General features: G+C 69.2%; 16 protein-coding genes and 2 pseudogenes. 9 read left to right on the plus strand and 9 right to left on the minus strand.

Going from position 1 to position 21,489, the window contains the following annotated elements; translation table 11 throughout:
• Nucleotides 1–68: 68 nt before the first annotated feature.
• Nucleotides 69–1,646: a GMC family oxidoreductase N-terminal domain-containing protein gene (locus ABZT06_RS41910; RefSeq protein ID WP_355753174.1), complete on the minus strand. Its 1,578-nt coding sequence runs from the start codon at nt 1,644–1,646 to the stop codon at nt 69–71.
• Between the two features lie 136 nt (nt 1,647–1,782).
• On the opposite strand from ABZT06_RS41910, the gene ABZT06_RS41915 reads away from it, so the two are divergent.
• Nucleotides 1,783–2,493, plus strand: coding sequence for a TetR/AcrR family transcriptional regulator (locus ABZT06_RS41915; RefSeq protein WP_355753176.1), 711 nt, complete (start codon nt 1,783–1,785; stop codon nt 2,491–2,493).
• A gap of 163 nt (nt 2,494–2,656) precedes the next feature.
• Here the strand turns inward: ABZT06_RS41915 and ABZT06_RS41920 are convergent, their stop codons facing one another.
• Together ABZT06_RS41920 and dacB are read right to left on the minus strand one after the other, a co-directional pair.
• Nucleotides 2,657–3,670, minus strand: a complete 1,014-nt coding sequence (locus ABZT06_RS41920) for an RICIN domain-containing protein (RefSeq protein ID WP_355753178.1) — start codon at nt 3,668–3,670, stop codon at nt 2,657–2,659.
• Between the two features lie 123 nt (nt 3,671–3,793).
• The gene (dacB, locus tag ABZT06_RS41925) at nt 3,794–5,167 is read right to left on the minus strand and encodes a D-alanyl-D-alanine carboxypeptidase/D-alanyl-D-alanine-endopeptidase (RefSeq protein ID WP_355753180.1); all 1,374 of its coding nucleotides are present in this window, start codon (nt 5,165–5,167) and stop codon (nt 3,794–3,796) included.
• 607 nt (nt 5,168–5,774) lie between these two features.
• On the opposite strand from dacB, the gene ABZT06_RS41930 reads away from it, so the two are divergent.
• The 4 genes from ABZT06_RS41930 to ABZT06_RS41945 all read left to right on the plus strand — a co-directional run bounded on the left by ABZT06_RS41930 (nt 5,775) and on the right by ABZT06_RS41945 (nt 10,784).
• On the plus strand, nt 5,775–6,791 hold the full coding sequence (locus ABZT06_RS41930; RefSeq protein WP_355753182.1) for a hypothetical protein: 1,017 nt from the start codon (nt 5,775–5,777) through the stop codon (nt 6,789–6,791).
• Nucleotides 6,792–6,828: 37 nt separating this feature from the next.
• A complete protein-coding gene (gene poxB, locus ABZT06_RS41935; protein ID WP_355753184.1) occupies nt 6,829–8,571 on the plus strand; it encodes a ubiquinone-dependent pyruvate dehydrogenase in 1,743 nt (580 codons plus the stop codon).
• A gap of 93 nt (nt 8,572–8,664) precedes the next feature.
• Nucleotides 8,665–9,120, plus strand: a complete 456-nt coding sequence (locus ABZT06_RS41940; RefSeq protein WP_355753186.1) for a MarR family transcriptional regulator — start codon at nt 8,665–8,667, stop codon at nt 9,118–9,120.
• An 80-nt stretch (nt 9,121–9,200) separates the two neighbouring features.
• Complete coding sequence (locus ABZT06_RS41945) at nt 9,201–10,784, plus strand: MDR family MFS transporter (protein ID WP_355753226.1); 1,584 nt, start codon at nt 9,201–9,203, stop codon at nt 10,782–10,784.
• Between the two features lie 56 nt (nt 10,785–10,840).
• Here ABZT06_RS41945 and ABZT06_RS41950 read toward each other — a convergent pair whose 3' ends face one another.
• On the minus strand, nt 10,841–11,209 hold the full coding sequence (locus ABZT06_RS41950) for a hypothetical protein (RefSeq protein WP_355753188.1): 369 nt from the start codon (nt 11,207–11,209) through the stop codon (nt 10,841–10,843).
• A 384-nt stretch (nt 11,210–11,593) separates the two neighbouring features.
• On the opposite strand from ABZT06_RS41950, the gene ABZT06_RS41955 reads away from it, so the two are divergent.
• The gene (locus ABZT06_RS41955; RefSeq protein ID WP_355753190.1) at nt 11,594–11,959 is read left to right on the plus strand and encodes a response regulator transcription factor; all 366 of its coding nucleotides are present in this window, start codon (nt 11,594–11,596) and stop codon (nt 11,957–11,959) included.
• Nucleotides 11,960–12,131: 172 nt separating this feature from the next.
• Nucleotides 12,132–13,163 carry a PAS domain-containing protein gene (locus tag ABZT06_RS41960; protein ID WP_355753192.1) on the plus strand — a complete coding sequence of 344 codons (1,032 nt, stop codon included), beginning with the start codon at nt 12,132–12,134 and terminating at the stop codon, nt 13,161–13,163.
• Nucleotides 13,164–13,384: 221 nt separating this feature from the next.
• Here the strand turns inward: ABZT06_RS41960 and ABZT06_RS41965 are convergent, their stop codons facing one another.
• Nucleotides 13,385–14,782 (minus strand): CHASE3 domain-containing protein, encoded by a 1,398-nt coding sequence (locus ABZT06_RS41965; RefSeq protein WP_355753194.1) that lies wholly within the window; start codon nt 14,780–14,782, stop codon nt 13,385–13,387.
• Between the two features lie 206 nt (nt 14,783–14,988).
• On the opposite strand from ABZT06_RS41965, the gene ABZT06_RS41970 reads away from it, so the two are divergent.
• The gene (locus ABZT06_RS41970; RefSeq protein ID WP_355753196.1) at nt 14,989–15,156 is read left to right on the plus strand and encodes a hypothetical protein; all 168 of its coding nucleotides are present in this window, start codon (nt 14,989–14,991) and stop codon (nt 15,154–15,156) included.
• A gap of 9 nt (nt 15,157–15,165) precedes the next feature.
• Here ABZT06_RS41970 and ABZT06_RS41975 read toward each other — a convergent pair.
• The 3 genes and pseudogenes from ABZT06_RS41975 to ABZT06_RS41985 all read right to left on the minus strand — a co-directional run.
• Nucleotides 15,166–15,294 (minus strand): annotated as a pseudogene (locus tag ABZT06_RS41975) (IS5/IS1182 family transposase); the annotation flags it as partial.
• Between the two features lie 8 nt (nt 15,295–15,302).
• Nucleotides 15,303–16,102, minus strand: a protein-coding gene (locus ABZT06_RS41980; RefSeq protein ID WP_355753228.1) for an IS5 family transposase whose coding sequence is annotated in 2 segments (ribosomal slippage) — nt 15,303–15,764 and nt 15,767–16,102 — 798 coding nt in all. Because the reading frame shifts where the segments join, the coding sequence is not laid out codon by codon here.
• 45 nt (nt 16,103–16,147) lie between these two features.
• Nucleotides 16,148–16,972, minus strand: a pseudogene (locus tag ABZT06_RS41985) (IS5 family transposase); the annotation flags it as partial.
• A 485-nt stretch (nt 16,973–17,457) separates the two neighbouring features.
• Here ABZT06_RS41985 and ABZT06_RS41990 point away from each other — a divergent pair.
• Nucleotides 17,458–17,949, plus strand: coding sequence for an SRPBCC family protein (locus tag ABZT06_RS41990; protein WP_355753198.1), 492 nt, complete (start codon nt 17,458–17,460; stop codon nt 17,947–17,949).
• Between the two features lie 493 nt (nt 17,950–18,442).
• Here the strand turns inward: ABZT06_RS41990 and ABZT06_RS41995 are convergent, their stop codons facing one another.
• The gene (locus tag ABZT06_RS41995; RefSeq protein WP_355753200.1) at nt 18,443–21,235 is read right to left on the minus strand and encodes an AAA family ATPase; all 2,793 of its coding nucleotides are present in this window, start codon (nt 21,233–21,235) and stop codon (nt 18,443–18,445) included.
• Between the last annotated feature and the right edge of the window lie 254 nt (nt 21,236–21,489).

Below are 21,489 nucleotides of genomic sequence, written 5' to 3' on the forward strand. Positions count from 1 at the left end.
CCTTAAAGTCGTGTCATCCGCCCGTGAGAGGGAAGATAGGTGCGAAAACGTGTCCAGGAGGACAAGCCTCAGACGCCTTCGATGACGAGCTCCGCGGCCCTTTCCGCGATGGCATACACGGTCGCGTTGGTGTTGTTGGAGGGGATCGAGGGGATGATCGAGCCGTCCGCCACGCGCAGCCCCTCCAGCCCCCGGACTCGCAGCTCGGAATCCACCACGGACTCCTCCTCCTCGCCCAGCGCGCAGGTGCCGACCGGGTGGCAGTAGGACGTCACACCCGTACGGACGTACGCGGCGAGCGCCTCCGCACCGGTGACGTCCGGGCCGGGGGCGACCTCCTCGGCACCCCAGGGTGCCAGCGCCGTGGAGCGGGCGATCGCGCGCGCCGTCTCGATGCCGGAAAGGGCGGCACGCACGTCCCGCTCGTCGGTGAAGTAGCCGGGGTCGAGCACCGGCGTGGAGTACGGGTCGGCGGAGGTGATCCGCAGGGTGCCGCGGCTGTACGGCAGCAGGGGCGAGACAGCGATGGAGAAGCCGTTCTCCACGGCGGCGACCGGGTTGGGGAACGGGACGTCGACGAAGATGATCTGCAGGTCGGGGCCGTGGAGGTCGGGCGTGCTCCGCAGCAGACCGATGATCTCGCCGTGGTTGGCACGCGGCGTGGGCACGGGACGGACGGCGCGGTAAACGAGGTCGACCTTCGGGTGGTCATGCAGGTTGCGGCCCACGCCGGGCAGCTCGTGGAAGACTTCCACGCCGGCCGTGCGCAGCTCCGACGCGGAGCCGACGCCGGACCGCAGCAGCAGATGGGCGGAGCCGATGGTGCCCGCGGTGAGAACCACCTCACGGCTGGCCCGTGCGGTGAGCACCCGGCCGTCAACGTCGTATTCGACCCCCGTGCAGCGGTTGCCGCGGAAGAGCAACCGGTGAGCCATCGCCCCCGTGACGACAGTGAGGTTGGGGCGGCCGAGGGCAGGAGTGAGGTAGGCGTCGGCGGCGCTCTGCCGACGGCCGTCGACGATGTTGAGGTCGACCGGGGCGAAGCCCTCCTCCAGTCCGCCGCTGATGTCGTGTGCTCGGCGCTGTCCGGTCTCGATCGCGCCGTCGAGGCAGGCGAGCAGGACCGCGTTGGGCTCGGCCGTTGGGGCGACGGTCAGCGGGCCGCTGGTGCCGCGGCCCGGGGCGCCGCTGACGGCGGTCTCGGTGCGCTGGAAGTAGGGCAGCAGGTCGTTGAAGGTCCAGCCCTTGGCACCGTGGTTGCTCCACCTGTCATAGCTGGTGTGATGACCCCGGGCGAAGACCATGGCGTTGATCGCCGAAGAACCCCCGAGCCCCTTGCCGCGCGGAACCTGGACGCGCGGTCCGGGCTCGAGGGCGGAGCCGGAGTACTGGGCGACGGTCGTGACACCCCAGCTCGCCGGGGTCTCGTCCAGGGCGGGCCAGGCCGGCGGATGGGCCGCGATCGCCGGCGGCGTCGCGGCGCCGGCCTCCAGGAGCAGGACCCTGACGTCGGCGTCCTCCGTCAGCCGGGCGGCGAGGACACAGCCGGCCGAGCCGCCCCCGACGACGATCACGTCGTAGCCCAGTTCGGCGGCCTGCTCGGGGTCGACCCGGGGGACAGAATGGGGTGAGTGCTGACGGTCCATGGCTACAAGCTCCTTCTGGTGTGCGTCCGCACGAGTCCGACGCGCACACGTGTGAATGAACAGGACGAGCAGGTGTTCACCGTCAAACGTATCATCGATTGAATCAGTGATATGTAGGCTGCGATAGCATTGGTTTATGTTGATCGACACGCAGGCAGAAGCGGCACCCGAGGGCCTGACCATGCGGCGCAGGATCGTCCTGGCCGCCGCCAGGCTGCTGGAGGAAGGCGGCCTGGACGCCGTGTCGACGCGGGCCGTCGCCGCTGCCGCCGGTGTGCCGGCGCCGTCGATCTTTCGGCTCTTCGGTGACAAGGACGGGCTGCTGGACGAGGTGGCCGAGCACGGTTTCAAGCGTTACCTGGAGATCAAGAGCGAACTGCTCGCCGGTGACGATCCGGTCCAGCGACTGCGGGACGCGTGGGACCTGCACATCAGCTTCGGGCTCGAACACCCCGCGTACTACGGTCTCGTCTACGGACAGCCCCGCCCGGGGCGGATGCCGAGGGCCGGCCAGCGGACCGTCGCTGGTCTGCACAGCATGATCACCCAGGTCGCGGCCGCCGGTCGGCTGAGCATGACCGTCGAGCGAGCCACCCAGATCATGCACTCCTCCGGTGTGGGCACGATCATTACGCTGCTGAGCCTCCCGCCCGACGCCCGGGACCCACGTACCGCAGACATCACCCGCGAGATGGTGATCAGTGCCCTGACGCTTCCGCCGGCGGTGGGCCCGACCGACGCGCCCACCGCCTCAGGCGCGACCCTGGCGAGCCACACCATGGCCCTGCGCACCGCTCTGGACCAGGACGCCGCCACTCCCTCACCCCCGGCGAGCGGGCCCTGCTGAGGGAGTGGCTGGACCGGCTGGCGGACGGCATCTGACCCGTCGGGCGGGCCGCTACCCGCGTCGACCTCGCGGACGGAAGGCCTGATCACGCCCGTGTGAGCGGGTCCGGCGACTCGCGCCGGACCCGTCTGCTTCGTACGTCTTCACCGCCGGCCCCGCGCTGCTACTGCGTGGACCACTTCTGGTTGTCCTGGCCGGAGCAGGACCACAACTGAAGCCTGGAGCCGTCGGTCTTCTGGTGGTCCCGTACGTCCGCGCACTTGTCGGCGGGCACGTTCACCAGGTCGTGCGAGGAGTTCAGCACGAACCGCTGTGCCGCACTCCCATTGCAGGAACCGATCTCAAGGTCGATCCCGTCGTCGCTCGACCCGCCCGCCAGTTGCACGCACATACCCAGCGCGCGCATGGTCCCGCCGGTGAACGTCCACCGCTGCGACGCGGTACCGGAGCAGTCCCAGATCATCAGCTTCGCGCCCTGCACGGCCTTGCCGCCCGCGATGTCGATGCACCGGCCGGAGTCGTGACTGACGATGTTCACACCCGGCACCGCCGCCTCGGTCGTGGCCTTGGGCCGGCCGTCGGTGGCCGCCTCACCGGTGCTGTCCGCGTCGGGGGCCGCCGACTTGCCCGACCCAGTAGCGGAGGGCGAGGCGGAGGCCGACTCCTTCGCCCCGCCGGCCTTCTTGCCGGACGCGCTCGCCGAGGGCACCGAGGCACCCCCGAACGCGTCGAGGACGTCGGTGCCCCGGTCGTCGGAGGTCACGCTCACCGACCCGTCGGCGTGCTGGTCGTCGTCGGAGCCGTTGACGACACCCAGGGTCACCAGGACCCCGATCACGGCCAGCAACCCGACGACACCGACGACGCCGAAAGCGCCGCGGAATCCCTCGCGCCGGGGCTTGTCAGCGGTGTCCGGGTCGCTGCGGGGCGTGGGGGTGGGCGGGGCCAAGGGGAGCGGGCCGGGTTCACGGCTCGGGTCCGTGCGGTTGGTGGTGGTGCCCCGTGACCCCAGCGAGGAGAGCTGGGCGAGCCGGGGCAACGAACCGCCGGTTCTGCCGGCCGCCGCGCCCTCCTGGGAGGGGTCGGAACCGGCGCCGGCCGAACTGACCTGCTTGGCGCTGCCCGGAACTCTCTTCGGGAGTTCCCCTCCCGACCGGGGCGTGTGCGGAGGTTTCATGGATTCCTTTCCAGCGGAGCCAGGGAAGAGCGGCCGGGCCCGGACGGGGCGGCACAGATGAGCGCCGCCCGACCTCCACGGTCGGACGGCGCCCGGCTCTCGGTCCGGTACTCGGCAGCGGTCCTAGGCCCAGCAACCGTTCACGGTGGCGGCCAGGCCGTCCATCGCGTCCTTGGTGTCGTTGGGAGCGGCCGTCGAGCCGTTCTCGATGAAGGAGAAGACCCGCCACTCTCCGTCGTCGGTCCTGGTCAGACCGCTCAGGGCGAGGGCACCGGTGAGCGTGCCGGTCTTCGCCCGCACTTTGCCGACCGCGCACTGGGAGTTCGGGTCGTCGAACCTGCCCCACTCCGGGCCAAGAGTGGAACCCGCCTCGCCGGCGACCGGCAGGCCGTCGAGGATGGCGCCCAGGGTGTGCGCGTGGTGGGGTTCGGTGAGCAGTTCGAGGATCTGCGCCAGGGTGGCCGCCGGGATGCGGTCCGTCCGGGACAGTCCGCTGCCGTCGTGGATCTCGAAGTGGTCCAGCGAGACACCGTAGCGCCCGAGCACCTCGCGGATCACCTCGGTGCCGCCCTCGAAGGTGGCGGGACGTCCGGCGCCCAGGGCGGTCATCCGCAGCAGGGTCTCGGCGATGTTGTTGTCACTGGTCTTGAGCATCTTCTTCACGATGTCCGCCAGCGGCGCCGACATGTGCCGGGCGACCGGCACGTCGGTGCGGTCGGCGGTGCCACGTGTGACATCGCCCGCCACCGTGACGCCGTGCTGGGCGAGCAGCTCGGCGAAGGCCTGCCCGGCGTCGAGGGAGGTGTCCTGGACCCCGTGGCCGTCGACGACGAGGGCGCGGACCGGGGCGACGGTGTCCGGGTAGTAGCCGTCGTTCCAGCCGTCGGCGAGGGTCGGCGCCGGGAACAGGCTGTCGTCCACGGCGACCTTCACCGAGGTCAGGCCCGCTCTCTTCAGCCCCGCGACGGCGCTCTGCGCCAGCTCGGCGAGGTCGGCGCCGGTGAGGGTGCGGTCACCGCCGCCGACGAGGGTGAGGGTGCCGTCGCCGTACACCACCTTCGTGGTGAAGCGGTGGTGCGGGCCGAGCACCGACAGGGCGGCGGTCGACGTGGCCAGCTTGACGTTGGAGGCCGGCATCAGCGCAGTCGAACCGTTGTGGTCCCACAGGGTGCTGTCGGAGTCCGCGTCCAGGACCACACCGCTCACGTCGTCGCCCAGCCGCTGGTCGAGGACGCGGGCGTCGAGGTTCGCGGCCATCTGCTGGTCGTCGGCGTCGATGTCACCGGTCGGGTCGGCGGCCGTGGCCGTGGCACCCGGGCCGGACGCGGCGAAGGCGGAGGGCGCCGCCAGCGCGGCCGAGGCCACGGGGACGGCGAGCGCGAGCACGAGCGCCCGCCGTGCAGGCGAACCGCTGTTGGGGGAGGGCATTCGGTGCCGGCGCCGACCGCCGGGCACGAAGGCGTTCGATGGGGGTGTTTCCTCTGCCGCGTTACTCATGGAATCCAAAAAGGTTGTGGGTCCAGAGACATGTGAAAGGGAGATCGGCGCGCACCCTACCACCGGTAGCCATCGCACACGTGTCGCTTTCCCGAGCGTGGGAGTGTCTAGACTGGCGCCCGTTTTCTGCCGGGCGTGAACCACGGAGGATGCCGCCGATGAAGTCGGGAAGCGGGAGCGACCCCACCGGCCTGTGGGTCCTCAGTGAGCCGGGGGATCTGCGGCGCGCGGCGCTCCGCGGGGCCACGCCCGACGTGGTGTTCACCGGCTCGGGACGGGTCGTACCCGACGACTACGTGCTGACCACTCCCGTACCGCACCACGACAGCGCACGGCCCATCGGACGATCGGCACATATACGGGGTGAGCAGGACATTCACGAGAGGGTCCAGTCGGAATTCTCGACGAGGTCCAGGTACAGCGATTTGGAGGGCGCAACCGCCGCCGTCACCGGAGTTGCCATGGGTGGCGTCCGAGGGCGGGGCGTATTTCTGGGACGGTCATGCGGATCCGGAAGCCATTGTGCAAGTACGCGGAGTGGGGCTTGACTTCCTGAACCCCGCGGAGCTGGGGCGGCTACCTGCGGCGCCGCCCCAGCACGGCGGGGATGCGGGTCGTGCTGGTCGCCTGCGATGCGGGGACGGAGCGCGCTGACGCGCCCGCGCTGGCCCAGACCGTCGCCGACACGCTCGGCAGTGAGGTGTTCGCTACCAATACGCAGGTCAGCGGCCACCTGAATGTCCGTCAGCGGGACGACGGCCGGGCCGCGGAATGGCTGCGCTTCTCCCCACGGACCGCGTCAGAGGCTCCCGGTTCCCGTGAGGCCTCGTCAGTCCAGGAGGACCCGTCTGTCAGGGAGCGCCTGGCACTGACACGACGACTGCGGCGGGAGTTGTTTCCCCAGGGGGTCGATTCGACGGAGACGGACGTCGAAGTCCGGCGACGCTGGGCCCCTCTCTTTGCTCGGGCGCACACGGACCTGTCCTTGCTCGGCGAGCAGGAGCGGAACCAACTGCTGGCGGAAGCCGGGCAGATCATGGCGGGACGCCACCAGCCGCCGCCGATCATCCGCACGGATGTCGTGCCCAGCACTGGGGAAGCAACCTATCTGGCCCTGTTCGACGACATGGCGGCGCTCATCGCTGACCGATTGCGCGGTGAACCACGCCCCGGCCTCCCGCTAGAACAGCAGCCCGCCTACGTGTTGTCCGAGCTCCTGCGCGAGGAGTTTCACACCCAATCGACCCACGGTGCCGCCGCAGGAGCGTCTGCTCCTGCGAAGACGGGAACGGAGGCGGCATCGCAGGGGGAGTCGTCGAAGAGCGCGGCAGCGACTTCAGTCGGCGCCTTCGTCGAGAGCGTGCGCCGGGCGGTGGCACCCCGTGCGCTCCATGTCCTGGATCGACCGGGACTGAAACGAGCCGTCGAAAACGTCCTGGCGCAACGCGCTCGGACGCTGGGGGAGGGGTGCGGGCTTCCCTGTGTCCGGGCGGCGTGCGCTGCGCCCTCCCGCTCGCGAACCGGTCATATCCGACAGTCGTCCGACCCAGCAACCCCGCCACCCCCACAGCACCCACGCAGTCATTCGACGGATGTGTGCGCAATGCATGTTCCCGAACACTGATCAGGTACGCGTTCACACCTGACGAAAGGCAACCCGCATGGCCACCTTCGCCGACCACGTCATCGCCTCGCTCAAGGCCTCCGGGGTCCACCGTCTCTACGGTCTGCCCGGTGACTCTCTCAACGGCCTGACCGACGCCATACGCCGGGACGACGGCGTCGACTGGGTGCATGTGCGGCACGAGGAGAGCGCGGCCCTCGCGGCCGCGGCCGAGTCGGGGCTCACCGGCGAACTCAGCGTCTGCGTCGGCAGTTGCGGACCCGGCAACCTGCACCTCATCAACGGTCTGTTCGACGCTCAGCGCAGCCGGGTGCCGGTGCTGGCCATCGCGGCCCAGATCCCCGGCAGTGAGGTCGGCTCCGGCTACTTCCAGGAGACCCGCCCCCAGGAGCTGTTCGCCGAGTGCAGCGTCTACGCCGAGGTCGTCACCAGCCCTGAGAACGGCCCGCGCATCCTGGAGATGGCGATGCGGGCAGCGGTCGAACGCAAGGGAGTGGCGGTCGTGGTCGTCCCCGGCGAGCACTTCCTCGCCAAGGCGGGCCGGGACCTGGCCCCCACCGTCGTACGACCGACCCGGACCGTGGTCCGCCCGGACGACGAGGCGCTCGGCGAGGCCGCCGAGCTGCTGAACGCCGCGCAACGGGTCACGATCCTCGCGGGCGCCGGCGCGGCCGGTGCCCACGACGACCTCGTCCGCCTCGCCGAGACCCTCAAGGCCCCGGTCGTGCACGCGCTGCGTGGCAAGGAGTACGTCGAGTACGACAACCCGTACGACGTCGGCATGACCGGCCTGCTCGGCTTCGCCTCCGGCTACAAGGCCATCGAGGAGGCCGACACCCTGCTCATGCTGGGCACCGACTTCCCCTACCGGCAGTTCTATCCGCGGGGCGCGAAGGTGATCCAGCTCGACCTGCGCGGCGAGCAGATCGGCCGCCGCACCCATGTCGACCTGCCGCTGGTCGGCAGTGTCCGCGACACCCTGCCCGCGCTGCTGCCGCTGCTGTCGGTCAAGACGGACAAGCACGCCGTCGACCACCTCGACGGAGCCCGCGCCCACTACGCCCGCACCCGCAAGTCACTCGACGCGCTCGCCGTCAACGACCGCGAACGCACCCCGATCCACCCGCAGTTCGTCGCCCGCACACTCGACCGGCTCGCCGCCGAGGACGCGGTGTTCACCGTCGACGTGGGCTCCCCGGTGATGTGGGCGGCCCGCTATCTGACGTTCAACGGACGCCGGCGGCTGCTGGGCTCGTTCAACCACGGCACGATGGCCTGTGCCCTGCCGCACGCGGTCGGCGCGCAGGCGGCGTACCCGGGCCGCCAGGTCGTCTCGCTGTCCGGCGACGGCGGACTCACCATGCTGCTCGGCGAGTTGTTCACCCTGCGGCAGAACCGGCTGCCCGCCAAGATCGTTGTCTTCAACAACGGGTCGCTCAACTTCGTCGAGCTGGAGATGAAGGCCGCCGGCATCGTCAACTACGCGACCGAGCTGGACAATCCGCAGCTCGCCGAGGTCGCCGCCGCGATCGGGCTGTGGGCCCGCCGGGTCGAGCGGCCCGGCGACCTGGAAGACGCGCTGAAGGGCGCCTTCGCCCACGACGGACCGGCGCTCGTCGAGGTCATGACGGCGCGCCAGGAGCTGACCGTGCCGCCCGCGGTCTCGGTGGAGCAGGCCAAGGGCTTCACCCTCTACGCGATCCGCACCATCCTCTCCGGCCGGGGCGAGGAGCTGCTCGACCTGGTGAACACGAACGTCGCCCGCCGGATCCTTCGGTGACCTGAGGCTCACCCGAGAAAACCTGCCTGAGGCGACCGAGCCACTGCATGGTTGCCTCAAGCAATGAGAAGAACCACCCGACAGGAGACACACGTGGCCGAGAAAGCCCAGTACGAGGAGCTGACACGGCAACTGAGCGCCGTCAGTGCCGTACGACGACAGCTCGACCGGAGCCTGCCGGGCGGATGTTCCAGCGGCACCGCCGTGGTGCTGGCGCTGCTCGACCGCCACGGCGAGCTGCGCATCGGCACACTCGCGGAACTGCTCGCCGTCGACATGTCGGTCACCAGCCGCCACGTGACCCACCTGGCCGAGCGGGGCTGGATCGACCGCAGCCCCGACCCCGCCGACCGGCGCTCGCGCGTCCTGCGCCTGACCTCCGAGGGCCGTGCCCGGCTGGCCGACCTCTACGACCGCGCCGCCGAGTCGCTCGCCCTGCGCCTGAGCGACTGGAGCGAGGAGGACATCCACCGGCTGACGTCGCTGCTGTCCCGGCTCCGGGCGAGCTTCGACGACGCCCCCAGCCATACCCCCGCAGTCACCTTTTAAGGACGAGACACCTTATGACAACCACCCCCAGGGCCGGCGCACCCGCCGACCCGGCACAGGTGGCGGAGGACGCCGTACCGATGACCCACCCGCAGATCATGCGGGCGCTGTCGGGACTGCTGCTCGGCCTGTTCGCCGCCATCCTGTCCTCGACCGTCGTCACCAACGCGCTGCCCAGGATCATCGGCGACCTCGGCGGCGGCCAGAGCGCCTACACCTGGGTCGTCACCTCCTCCCTGCTGGCGGTCACCGCCTCCACGCCCCTGTGGGGCAAGCTCGCGGACCAGTTCAGCAAGAAGATCCTGGTCCAGTCGGCGCTGATCGTGTACGGCATCGGGTCGCTCGTCGCCGGTCTCGCGCCGAACGCGGCCACGCTGATCGCCGCACGCGTCATCCAGGGCCTGGGCGGCGGCGGTCTGTCCGCGCTGTCCCAGGTCGTCCTGGCGGCGATGATCGCCCCGCGACAGCGCGGCCGCTACTCCGGCTATCTCGGCGCGACCTTCGCCGTCGCCACCGTCGGCGGCCCGCTGCTCGGCGGTGTCATCACCGACACCGACTGGCTCGGCTGGCGGTGGTGCCTGTTCATCGGCATCCCCTTCGCCCTCGTCGCCCTGGTCGTGCTGCAGCGCACGCTCAACCTCCCGGTGACCAAGCGCCAGGTGAAGGTCGACTGGGCCGGCGCGTTCTTCGTCACCGCGGCCGTGTGCACCCTGCTGATCTGGGTCACCTTCGCCGACGACAGATACGCCTGGCTGTCGTGGCAGACGTACACGCTGGTCAGCGCCTCGTTCGTGCTGGCGCTCATCTTCCTGTTCGTCGAGACCAGGGCCAGTGAACCGATCATCCCGCTGCGGCTGTTCCGCAATCCCACCATCACCCTCGCCTCCATCGCCTCGCTGTTCACCGGCGTCGCCCTGTTCGCGGGCACCGTCTTCTTCAGCCAGTACTTCCAGTTGGCCCGCGGCGACTCCCCGACCAAGTCCGGCCTCATGACGATCCCGTTCATCACGGGCCTGTTCATCGCCTCCACGGTCTCCGGCCGGGTCATCACCCGCACCGGGAAGTGGAAGGCCTGGCTGCTGGCGGGCGGTGTGCTGCTGACGGTCGGCCTGGCGCTGCTGGGCATGCTCCGCTACGACACCGCGTACCTGTTCATCGCGCTGTGCATGGCACTGATGGGCCTCGGCGTCGGCATGACCTTGCAGAACCTCGTGCTGTGCACACAGAACCAGGTCTCCCCGAACGACCTGGGCGCCGCCTCCTCCACGGTCACCTTCTTCCGGTCCCTGGGCGGCGCGGTGGGCGTCTCGGTGCTCGGCTCGGTCCTCACCACCCGGATCGGCCACTACGCCCGCGAGACCGTCACCCAGCTTTCACCGCAGGACCAGGCGACCGCGGCCAAGACCTCGGGCAGTGGCGAACTGCCCGACCTGGCCCTGCTCCCCACCCCGGTCCGCACCTGGCTGGAGGGCGCCTACGGACACGCCATCGGCGACATCTTCATGTACGTCGCCCCGGTCGCCCTGCTCGCCTTCCTGGTCACCCTCTTCATCAAGGAAGTCCCGCTGCGCGCCTCCAGCGGCCTGGTTCAGGCTGCCGCCGCCCGCGACTCCGCAGAGACCCCCACCCCCGCCGACGGCACGCCCCGCACGCCCGGCTCCTGACCCGGACACGGGATCGCCGTACCACGGACGTCATCCGCTCCGTCGTACGGCGATCCTCATCGCGTGGCCGCGGAGGCGCGGTCGCACGGGTCGGAGGCCAGCGGTACGGCGCTGAGGACGCCGCGTCCGGCGGAGTCCTGGACCGGCCAGGCGTCGCAGAGCGCCCCACCGCCTGCCTCGTGGCCACGCAGCACAAGGAACCGCTGGTCGTCCTTCCGCTCCAGATCCAGCCGGAGACCGGTGGCCGGGACGGCGAAAAGGTCGGTGAAGCAGCGGCGCGCACAGTCGAAGCCGACCGTGCCGGGCGTGAACAGCCGTTGGAAGAGGCAGGGCGCTGAGCGCGGCCCTCGCTGCGTCGAACGCCCCGGATGCCGGGGGAGAGAGCCGCAGAACACGGCGAGCCGTACACAGATGCCGCCGAGCACCGTCCAGGTCCATGGAATTCTCGGCTGTCACAGCTCCAGGAGATCCCGGCCCCCGCCGGCGTGAAGAAGCCGTGTCACCGGGCGCCATCCCTCACAGAGACGCCCGGTGACACCTGCCGCGGCCCCATGTGTCCCCAACGGATCACGGCGTACCCGGGAAGGCCACGTCATATGTTTCTCGGCGATGCGGCTTCCTTCGATGGAGCGAACCCCACGTTTCTCGCCGAACGGGTGTGGGGGTTCCCCTACAGGCGTTGCGGCCCTGCTCCAGGCATGCTGCGATGCGGGCCCGCCACCGGCGGGGGGTGACTTTGCGTGAGCTATAGACAAACCCTAGGGCTCCCCCTATGGTCCGGTCGTCGGGCGGTTGGGCATGCTGGGTGTATGCGCATCAACATCGTCGTCGTGGACGACGACCCTGGGTTCCGCCGCATCGCCACGACACTGCTTGCGGCTCGTGGCCTGCATGTCGTGGCGGAGTCCCAGGACGGTGCCTCGGCCCTGGCCGCGGTGCGGGAACACCGCCCGGACGGGCTGCTGCTCGATCTGCACCTGCCCGACACCGACGGGCTCTCCGTGGCACGCCGGCTCAGTGAGCAGGACGGCGGGCCGCGGATCGTGCTGACCTCCACCGACAAGTCGTTCTGGTCGCCGGAGGAACTGCAACGCGCGGGCATCGAGTCCTTCGTGGCCAAGGACCGCCTCTTCGACGCCGACCTGAAGAGCCTGTTCACCCCCACCGCCCCCTGACCGCGGCCAGCCACGCCGTCACATGCCGGAGCGCGGGCACGTCCGTTGACGGCTGCGGGCGTTCAGGCGCCGAGTCATATGACTGATGCGTGGCCGAGAATCGCCTGCCAAAGTCGTTCCCAGCGGTGGGTGCGGCAGCAGGCCGCCGGGCCGGGGGGAAGGACAAAGCGCGATGACGTCGATCGCCGGAGCCTGGGGAAACGTGCTCGAAGCCTGGGGAAGTGTCTTTGACGTCGTACGACAGCCCGTCTGGGCCGTCGACGCGGAGCACACGGTGCGCTATGCGAACCCGGCGGCCGCCGAGACGACAGGCCACGCCCGGCCGTCCGACCTGCTGGGCCGTGACGGCCGTCCGACAACCGCGCCCGACCCGCTTGCCACGGCCGGGACACCGGAACCGTCCCCGGCCGGTCCGGACGCTCCCGGACCGGGGACGGGCCTGCTCACCCGCGCCGACGGTTCGCTCGTGCCGGTCACATGGACCCGCGTCGCCCTGCACCAGGCGGACGGCGACATGACCTTGTACCTCTTCCAGCCACTCACCGAGCCGGATCCCGCCCGGTGCGTGCCGCAGGACCCGCGGGCACCGCTCCGGCTCCTCGCCCACCGGCAGGCGGAACGAGAGCGACGGTACGCCGAGACCCTCCAGTACGAGGCACAGGAACGCATGGTCAGGGCACTGCTCGGGCTCCACATGGCCCGGCAGGCGCTGGGCGCGATCCCTTCCCCCGGGGCCGAACTGCTGCACGACGCGGTACGCGACACCGAGGCAGCCCTCGCGGACGTCCGCAAGGTCACCGACGCCCTGTGCCCCGGCGCTCTACGCGCCGGAGGGCTGTCCGCGGCGCTCGCCGCCCTCGCCCGGCGCCACCCCGGACGGCTGAGTGTCTCGGGCACCCTGTCCGGACGGTTGCCCCGGCTCATCGAGACCCAGGCCTATCTCCTGGTCGCGGAGGCCGTCGAGCGAGCCGTGGAGCACGGCGCGGCCGCCCATGTCCACGTGACCGCCGACCGCGGCTCGGAGCTGCTGCTCACCGTCGCCGACGACGGGGCACCGCCCGTGACGGCGGCCGACCAGGCGGCACTGAGCGCCCTGACCGAACGGGCCGTCTGCCTCGACGGCACCTTGACGGTGAGCCACACTCCCGGCACGGGCACGACGCTCACCGCGACCGTCCCCCTCCGCCCGACCGACGGCCTGTGAGAGCGACGGCGCCCAGTAGCGACGGCACTTGAGCGGCGGTGCCCGGCGGCGATGGCGCCTGAGAGCGACCGCCCCTGAGAACGGCGGCGCCCGCGAGCGGCGGTGCCCGGCGGCGATGGCGCCTGAGAGCGACCGCCCCTGAGAGCGACCGCCCCTGAGAGTGACGGTGCCTGAGAGCAACGGCCCCGGAGAGCGGCGGCCCCCACTCCGCCGCACCGGCTTCAGTCCCGCAGCGGGATCTGGATCAGGATGGCGGTGCCGCCGCCGGGCGGGGAGTCGATGGCCAGTTTGCCGTCGAAGGCCGCCACCCGGTCCGTCAGCCCCGACATCCCGCTGCCGGCGGTCGCTTTGCCGACGCCCCCGACACCGTCGTCGGCGACCGTGATCCGCAGGGCGTCACCGAACTCGACGGACACGTCGATCCGCGACGCCTGAGCGTGCTTGACGGCGTTCGTCACCGCCTCGGCGACGACGAAATACGCGTTCGACTCGACGGTCGAGGAGATCCGCCGCTCGTCCTTGGTCTCCACGACGGTGGGGACCGGGCAGCGGGCCGCGAGGTCCTTGACCGCCGCGACCAGCCCCTTCACCGTCAGCACCAGCGGATAGATGCCCGACGCCAGTTCGCGCAGCTCATTGATGGCGGTCTGCGCGTTGTCGGCCGACTGGTCCAGCAGGTCGGCCACCGCCGTCTCCGTCTCGGGGAGCATCTCCCGCGCGAGCCGCAGCCCGATCATCAGGCTCACCAGGCGCTGCTGCGCCCCGTCGTGCAGGTCCCGGGCGGTGCGCCGGTGAACGGCCTCGGTGCTCTCCATGATCCGGCGGCGGCTGTCCTGCAGTGAGGCGGCCATGCTGTTGAAGGAGCTGCCCAGCGCATCGATCTCCGCCACCCTGCTGGGCGGGATGCGCATGCCCAGGTCGCCGCCCGTCAGGTCCTGCGCCGCGGTCGCCGCCCCGCGCACCGGTCGTACCACCGCACGGTGCTGCAGGATCGTGAAGACGGCCACGAGCGCCATCGACGCCGCGAGCCCCACGGCCGCCGCGAGCACCGCCTGGTGGCTGTTGGCGCCGGCGGCGTCGGTGCGTTCGGCGAGCTGCGCGCGTTCGTCGGCCGTGTACCGGCCGGACTGGGCCCGCAGGGTGTCGACCCGCTTCCTGCCCTCGGTGGTCGTCGCCAGAGAGGACGCGGCGGGATCGTCCCGCCGGACCATCTCCACCAGCGGGATCGAGTAGTCGTTCAGAAAGGAGTCGACGCCCCGGGTGATCTGCTGCGCCGTGCGCCGCTGTTCGGCGGACGTGGCGCTCGATGTGAACCGCCGCGAAGCCGCGGGGAGCGCGGAGCGGGCCTGGTTCCAGGGCTGAAGAAACGTTTCGTGCTTGGTGATCACGAAGCCCCGCTGCCCGGTCTCGAGATCGAGGAGTAGCCGTTCCATGGTCCCGGCCTCGACGAGCGCCGTACGGGAGGCCCGTCTGGCCGCGGTGGAGCTGTTGGCGTCGGAGATCGCCCACAGCAGGACCGCGAACGCGACGCCGATCAGCAGGGCGAGCAGACCGCTCGCCGCGACCGTCAGGCTCGTCAGCCCCAGCCGCCGTCCTCTGTACTCCTGCTGCGTACTCATGCCCCGCCCACCGATGGAAAGAATCCGGACAACCCAGAGTGTGCAATGTATCTCCAGCCAGGGGGTAGGTGTGTGCTCATCGCGCGCATACCCGTCATTCCCTCCGGATGCTTGACATATATTGAGACATATTTGCACTATTTGAGTAGATACCTCATCGGGATGGCTAGCATTTTTCCCTGCAGCCGAGGGAGAGGCGGACCGTCATGGCAGTCGAGTTCACCCCACTCGGCTCCGGATGCTCGGTACAGTTCGGCACCGGCCTCACCACCGCCGCGCCCGGCTCGGCACAGAACATGTATCTGTGCGTCTCCGACGTCGTGGCCACGCGGGACCGGCTGACGGCGCTGGGCGTCGAGGCCGGCGACTACTAGGGTCCGTCTTCAAGCGGATCTTGCCCAGAGCAGGTACGACGCGAGACTGACCGCTGCTTCGTAGGAGGTGGCGGTCTTGTCGTATCTGGTGGCAATGGCTCGGAAGCCCTTGAGGCGGTTGAAGCAGCGCTCAATTAGACGTCATCTCATTTGGTGAGTCTGCGATAGCAGATGAGGGTGCAGGCGATGCTGGTGAAGGCCAGGAAGTGCTCGGCTTTGCGCTCGTAGCGTCGGTGCAGTCTGCGGCATCCGGCGAGCCAGGACATGGTGCGTTCTATGGTCCAGCGGTGACGGCCCAGACGGGTCGAGGACTCGATGCCTCTGCGGGCGATGCGGTGGCGGATGCCGCGTCCGCGTAACCATCGCCGCAGGTGGTCGTAGTCGTATCCCTTGTCGGCGTGGAGCCTTCCCGGCCTGCGCCGCCGGCGTCCGCGCCGGGAGCGGATCGGCGGTATCCCCTGCATCAGCGGGATCAGCGCCTGGCTGTCGTGCAGGTTCGCTCCAGAGATTCCGACCGACAGGGGCAGACCGGTCCGTTCGGTGATCAGGTGGATCTTCGAGCCGTACTTGCCCCGGTCCACAGGATTCGGGCCTGTCAGCTCCCCCTTTTCAGAGCCCGCATGTTGACCGAGTCGATCGCGCAGCGGGACCAGTCCAACTCGCCGCGGGAGCCGAGCTCGTCGAGGACCAGGCGATGGAGCTTGGCCCACACCCGGGCTTTGGACCACTCGGTGAATCGTCGATGGGCCGTCGCTCCCGATGGACCGAACGACGCGGACGGCAGCTGCTGCCACGTGCAGCCCGACGTGGCCACGAACACGATTGCGGCCAGTACCTCCCGGTCACCGTGCCGGCGCCGGCCGCCGCCCTGAGGCCGCGACGGCGCCTCCGGCACCACTCGCTGAAACAGCCCCCACAACTCATCCGGCACCAGCCGCTCAACAATCGAAACCACGACCGACAGACTACCGAACCAATTGAGATGACGTCTTAGGTTGCGGCGGCGACAGGTCTGCCGGTCGAATGCCGGTGGCCGGCCTCCGCGATGGCCGCGATGGCCGCGGTGGTGGCGGTGTCGCTGCTGGTCGGTCTTCTCGGGAATGGTGTGTGCGATGCCGCGTCTGCGCAGGTAGGCGCGGAAGCCGCGTGAGCTGTAGGTCTTGTCCGCGATGACGTGGTCGGGCCTGCACCGGGGACGTCCGCGGCCGGTGCGTGGGACCCGGATCCGTTCGAGGAGGGGGCGTGCGCAGATGCTGTCGTGGCGTTGGCCAGGTGTCAGCAGGATGGCGAGGGGCCGTCCGTGTCCGTCACGAGCGAGGTGGACTTTGGTGGTCAGTCCGCCTCTGGATCGGCCTAGGGCGTGATCGTCCGGTCCGTCTAGCCGGTGGATGCCCCTTTTTGGCCCGTCGCTGCGGCGTGCTGGTGGGCACGCACGATGGTGGAGTCGATCTGCACGGGCCAGTCGATGTCGCCGGCCGCGTCCGCGCGGGCCTGGATCTGCTGGAGAGCCCGGGTGAACACGCCGTCCAGGGCGCAGCGCCGGAAAGCGGGTGTAGACCGTCTGCCATGATCCGTAGCGTTCCGGCAGGTCACGCCGGGAGATACCGGTCCGGATCTTGTAGACCATCCCGTTGACGACCTGCCGGTCCTCCATCCGCGGACGGCCTGTCGCGGCCCGCGGTATGAGTGCAGCGAGTAACTCCCACTCCTGATCGGTGAGTGCATGGCGGCGTACCACCCGACCATGATCCATCACGTGATGATCTTTGAAAACAGACCCAGTGCGATGATCGTCCTCGGGCCCTCCGTCGTGCATCAGCCGCCCCGCCTGGACCTGCTTTGGACCTGGTAAGGGCGCTCGTCAGAAGGGGGCTGTCGGCCTACCTGTCATCTTCGCGGCGTCTGTAGACGGCATCCTCAATGGCCCGCATCCTCCAAAACCACGCTGGTACGCGCCTGTGAGACCATCATCCTTCCGGACAGTACTTCCCCGACCTATTCTGAAGGGTGCTATTGCTGGTCGCAGGGCAGACTGGTCTCTTCGACGTCTCACGCGCCGTCTCTGCACGGCGATCCTTGTGACAGTGGGAGCGAATGGCCAGGCAGAGCACCAGCTAAACCTGCATCGAAACCCTTCGAGAAGCCGGGGCGGCTCTGGCTTGAGCACCTGCAAACATGAGTCAGATGACGTATGCGCTCCCGATCCTGTGCCCCCAGACTGGCGAGGCCAACGTCTGGAGACGCCGACGGCACAGTCCGTAACTTGCGCGGCGCCGAACGGAAGTACGAAAGAGAAATGCAATGTACGAAACCTCAGGCAGCCATCCGGACATTCACTGGCCGTCCGGGTTTTCGCCTGCCGACGCGCACAGCTTCCATCGGGCACAGGCTGTCGTGTCCGGCCCGCCGGAGCGGTCCTTCCGCATACTCACCGATGTGGCGAACTGGCCGAACTGGGTGCCAGGTTGCGAAGAGGTGAGCTCTGACACCTTGACCCAGACCTTCGAAGTGGTGTGGGCGGGGCACCGGTTCGAGGTTTTCGTTGGAGAGAGCGTGCCACCCCGTCGGATCGGTTGGTTGGGCATCGGCGGTGGAGTGATGCTCTACCAGGCTTGGCTACTCACTGAGACTCAGGACGGCACAGAGATCGTGGTAGAAAACGCCGTCCGCGCCGACGTCCCGGTGCTTCGCGGCGCGATGTCCGACGCGTGGGCCGAGCGGCTGAACGAGCTGTGGCTTGCACAGTTGGGGAAGCTGTCGGAGTATCCGCCAGAGGAGAATTCGACGTCCTGAGCGCACCAGGACACTGTCAAGGGGCGACCACGCGTCGCCTTCGGCACCGATCACGGCATCGTGACATTCGCTGTCGCCTCAATCCGCCGCTGGTGTCAGGAGCATGCCCGGGACGCCCTCCGGCGCCAACCGCTGATCACTATCGATGGCGGGGGGTCAAAGGATGCCGTTCCCAAGGTTGGAAGACACACCTCGTGCTGGAGAGGACGCACCTTTGCCAGAACATGGACGCCCGCGGCCCGCGGTTGTTGCCGGGGCGGCCGAAACCCCTTCTCTCGGGAGAACGTAAAAACCCGCCGCGAGGGTTCACTTGCCACCCTGCCCTCATTTTTGGCCTGCGACAGCCTGAGCCGCAACACGCGGTCATCGCCGCCGGGCCGGGGTGAGGTCGGGGATCTTCCCCCATACAGGGCCCGGCCCGTGCAAACTGCACGACGGACCTGGTGACCTGAGCTGAGATGGGAAAGACGTCGGCCCGTCAGCGGCCACCGGCTCAGCTCGTCTCGTCCGCTTCAAGCCGGGAAAGAGCGTCACGCAACGCAGCCCGTGAGGTGATGCCTAGTTTGGGGTAGATCTGGTAGAGATGCGTTCCGATAGTCCGGTGGGACAGGAACAGCCGTTCCGCAATCTGTTTGTTGGTCAGTCCAGTGGCTGCGAGTGCGGCGATCTGCAACTCCTGGGCGGTCAAGGCCACGCCTCCCGGACGGGTCGCAGTAGGTGCGGACTGTCCGCTGGCCCGCAACTCCGCGCTAGTCCGCGTCTCCCAGGGCTTCGCCCCCAGTCGCTGGAACGCTTCAAGCGCCTGCGTCAGGTGTTCGCGGGCCTCTGTCGTCACGCGGAGCCGCCGCAACCGCTCGCCGTGAAAAAGCCGTACACGGGCGAGGTCGAAGGGCCATCGTTCCGCGCCGGGCAGGGACAGGGCCCGCTCGAAGAGCGGAATAGCCGACTCCGCAGGTGCGGTCAGCGCCTCGCAGGCCAGTACCAGCAGCTCCAGCCGGCTCGACAACCCAGCCATCTCACTCGTGCGCATGGCCGCCACGTGGGCTTTTGCTTCCTTGTCCCGGCCGGTCCGGATAGCCGCCTCCACCAGGTCCATCGATCCCCACATGGCGATCGGCACGTAGGGAGCGATGGTTCCGGGCGGACTGAGCATGCTGCCGTGCTGATAGGCGGTCTCGAAATCGCCACTTCCCAGAGCGGCCAGGGCCCGCGCGTGGCAAGCGAAGAAGCGTGCACCGTGGGTCCCACGCGGTGTCGCCCATCGGACGATCTCCTCAGTCAGCGCAAGACTCGTTTCGTGGTCGCCCTGCACCCCAGCCACCACAGCCTGGATGTATTGGAAGTACCAGGCGAAGAATCGGTAGTCGTGGTCCTCGCACAGCCTGATCCCCTCAGCCGCCAGATGCGCGGCATCCTCCCATCGGCCCACATGGAAGTAGTCCAGGCCCAGGTGCATCAAAGCGCCCAAGTGCCGGCGGACCGGGGCGGTGCCCGCCCGGCCCTGCTCCACCAGTCGGCGGGTGGCCCACCGAAATTCCCCCAGCATGTCCGGAAAGACCGCCGCCGTGCCGACGCGCACTATTCGGGTGGGGTCGTTGCCGATGCTGGCGATCAGTTCTTTGAGCTGGGGCAGCGCCTGAGGGCCGGTGCGGGCAGGATCACCGAAAGTTTGAGTGATCACCCACAGCAGCTCCGGTGGTGCTGGGACAAGGCGTTCCACGAATGTGATCAGAGGCTGCCACAGCTTCGGGTCACCGCCGTACCAGCAGAGCAGAACCAACAGATGCAGGGCCTCGACGAGGGCGGGATCGGAAGCGTCGTAGCCGTGCTGCCCGGCCTCGATTGCGCCCACCAGCAGCCGGTGGGCCGTGTCGATGTCACCGTCCCTGTTGATCAGCAAGAACGCGGACGCGGCCGCCGCGTGCAGCGACTCCCGCCCGGTCGTGGGATGGACCAGCCGGGCCCCTGCGAGAAGACGCGAGGCGTCCTCCAGCTCGCCACCCGAATCCGCACCGACATAGGCCGCCTCGGCCAGCCGCCGGCTCTCATCGACCGCCGCGGGGCTGAGGTTGGCTGCGCGTGTAAGTGCGGCCACTGCACCAAGAGCATCGCCGCGTCGCAACCTGAGCCGACTTGCTTCCTCCAATAGCGCAGCGACCGTCTCATCCGGGGCGACGGCGGCTTCTCCCAGGTGCCATGCGCGCCGCTCCAACTGGTTGCTGAGCACGTCGGCAAGCGCTCGGTGAGCCTTTCTACGTTCCGATGCGGTCGCCAGTTCCACCACGGCGGAGCCAATCAGCGGGTGGCGGAAGGACAATCGCCGATTGTCTGCTGAGATAGACACCAGCCGCTGTTGTTCCGCCGCGGCAAGATCGTCCACGGAGGACCGGCCGGCCGCGGCAGCTTCCACGGACGCCAGGTCACCGGTGCCGTCGAGTGCGGCGATGAGCAACAGTTCCCTGCTGGCTTCAGGCAATCCCGCCACCCGGGAAGCGAACATGGCCTGGAGCCGGTCGCTCAGTGGCAACACGGTGGGTACTGCTGCCAGCGTCGTACGTTGCTCGGCAGAGAGTGCCACCGGCAGCTCCACGAGTGCCAGCGGGTTGCCTCGGGCCTCGGTCACGATACGGCGTCGCACAGCGGGGGAAACGTCGGGGTGAGCGAGAGCGAGCAGTTCCGCTGACGAGGCCGCGTCCAGCGGCTCCAGTCGGCGCTCGGTCAGTCCCCTGGGCTCGAAGAAGCTGTTGGAGCCCGTGCGAGAGGCGGCCAGGAAGCTGATACGGCTGCCGACGAGCCGCCGGGCCACGAAGCCGAGCACGGCATTGGTGGCCCGGTCCAGCCAGGGCAAATCGTCGACCACCATGAGCAAGGGGGTGCGGACGGAGGTCAGCCGGAGTAGCAGCAGTGCCGCTGTGGAGGTGAGGAGACGGTCGGGGGGCGGCCCACTACCTATGCCGACTGCAACCCGCAAGGCATCACGGTGTGCATCGTCCAAAATGTCGAAGTCGTCGAACAGCGGAACGAGCAACTGGTTGAGCCCGGCGTAGCTGATGTCCGCCTCGAACTCCACCCCGGCCGCGCGCAGGACCCGGATGCCGTTGTGCACTGCGCCAGCCGCAACCGCGTCGAGCACGGCGGTCTTACCTACCCCCGCCTCGCCCGAGAGCAGCAGCGCCGCGCCCTGGACCGCGGAATTCCCGAAGAAGGAGCGGATGAACGCGAGGTCGCTGTCACGCCCGATCAGCCGTGTGGGGGCCGGGCAGACAGTCGCGTCCAGATCTTTCACAGGCTGTCTCCAACGGCCGACTTCATGGAGGTCTGCACTGGGTCGACCTAGCTGTGCCGACACCAGGTCTTGTGCAAGCCCCTGCATGCACAGAATTCTAAAGGACGTCCGCATTTCGCCCTTGCCGCGCACACGGTTCGATGCTCCCCAGTGCCGAATGCGGGGGCAGCCCATGAGCAGAGCCTGCCCATGCGCCGCTTGCCACCGATCCTGCCCGCTGGACCGGTGGCAAGGCTACGACCACCAGGGCCGCA

It is taken from the genome of Streptomyces sp. NPDC005483, assembly GCF_040606035.1.
In the GTDB taxonomy this organism is placed as follows: Bacteria; Actinomycetota; Actinomycetes; order Streptomycetales; family Streptomycetaceae; genus Streptomyces.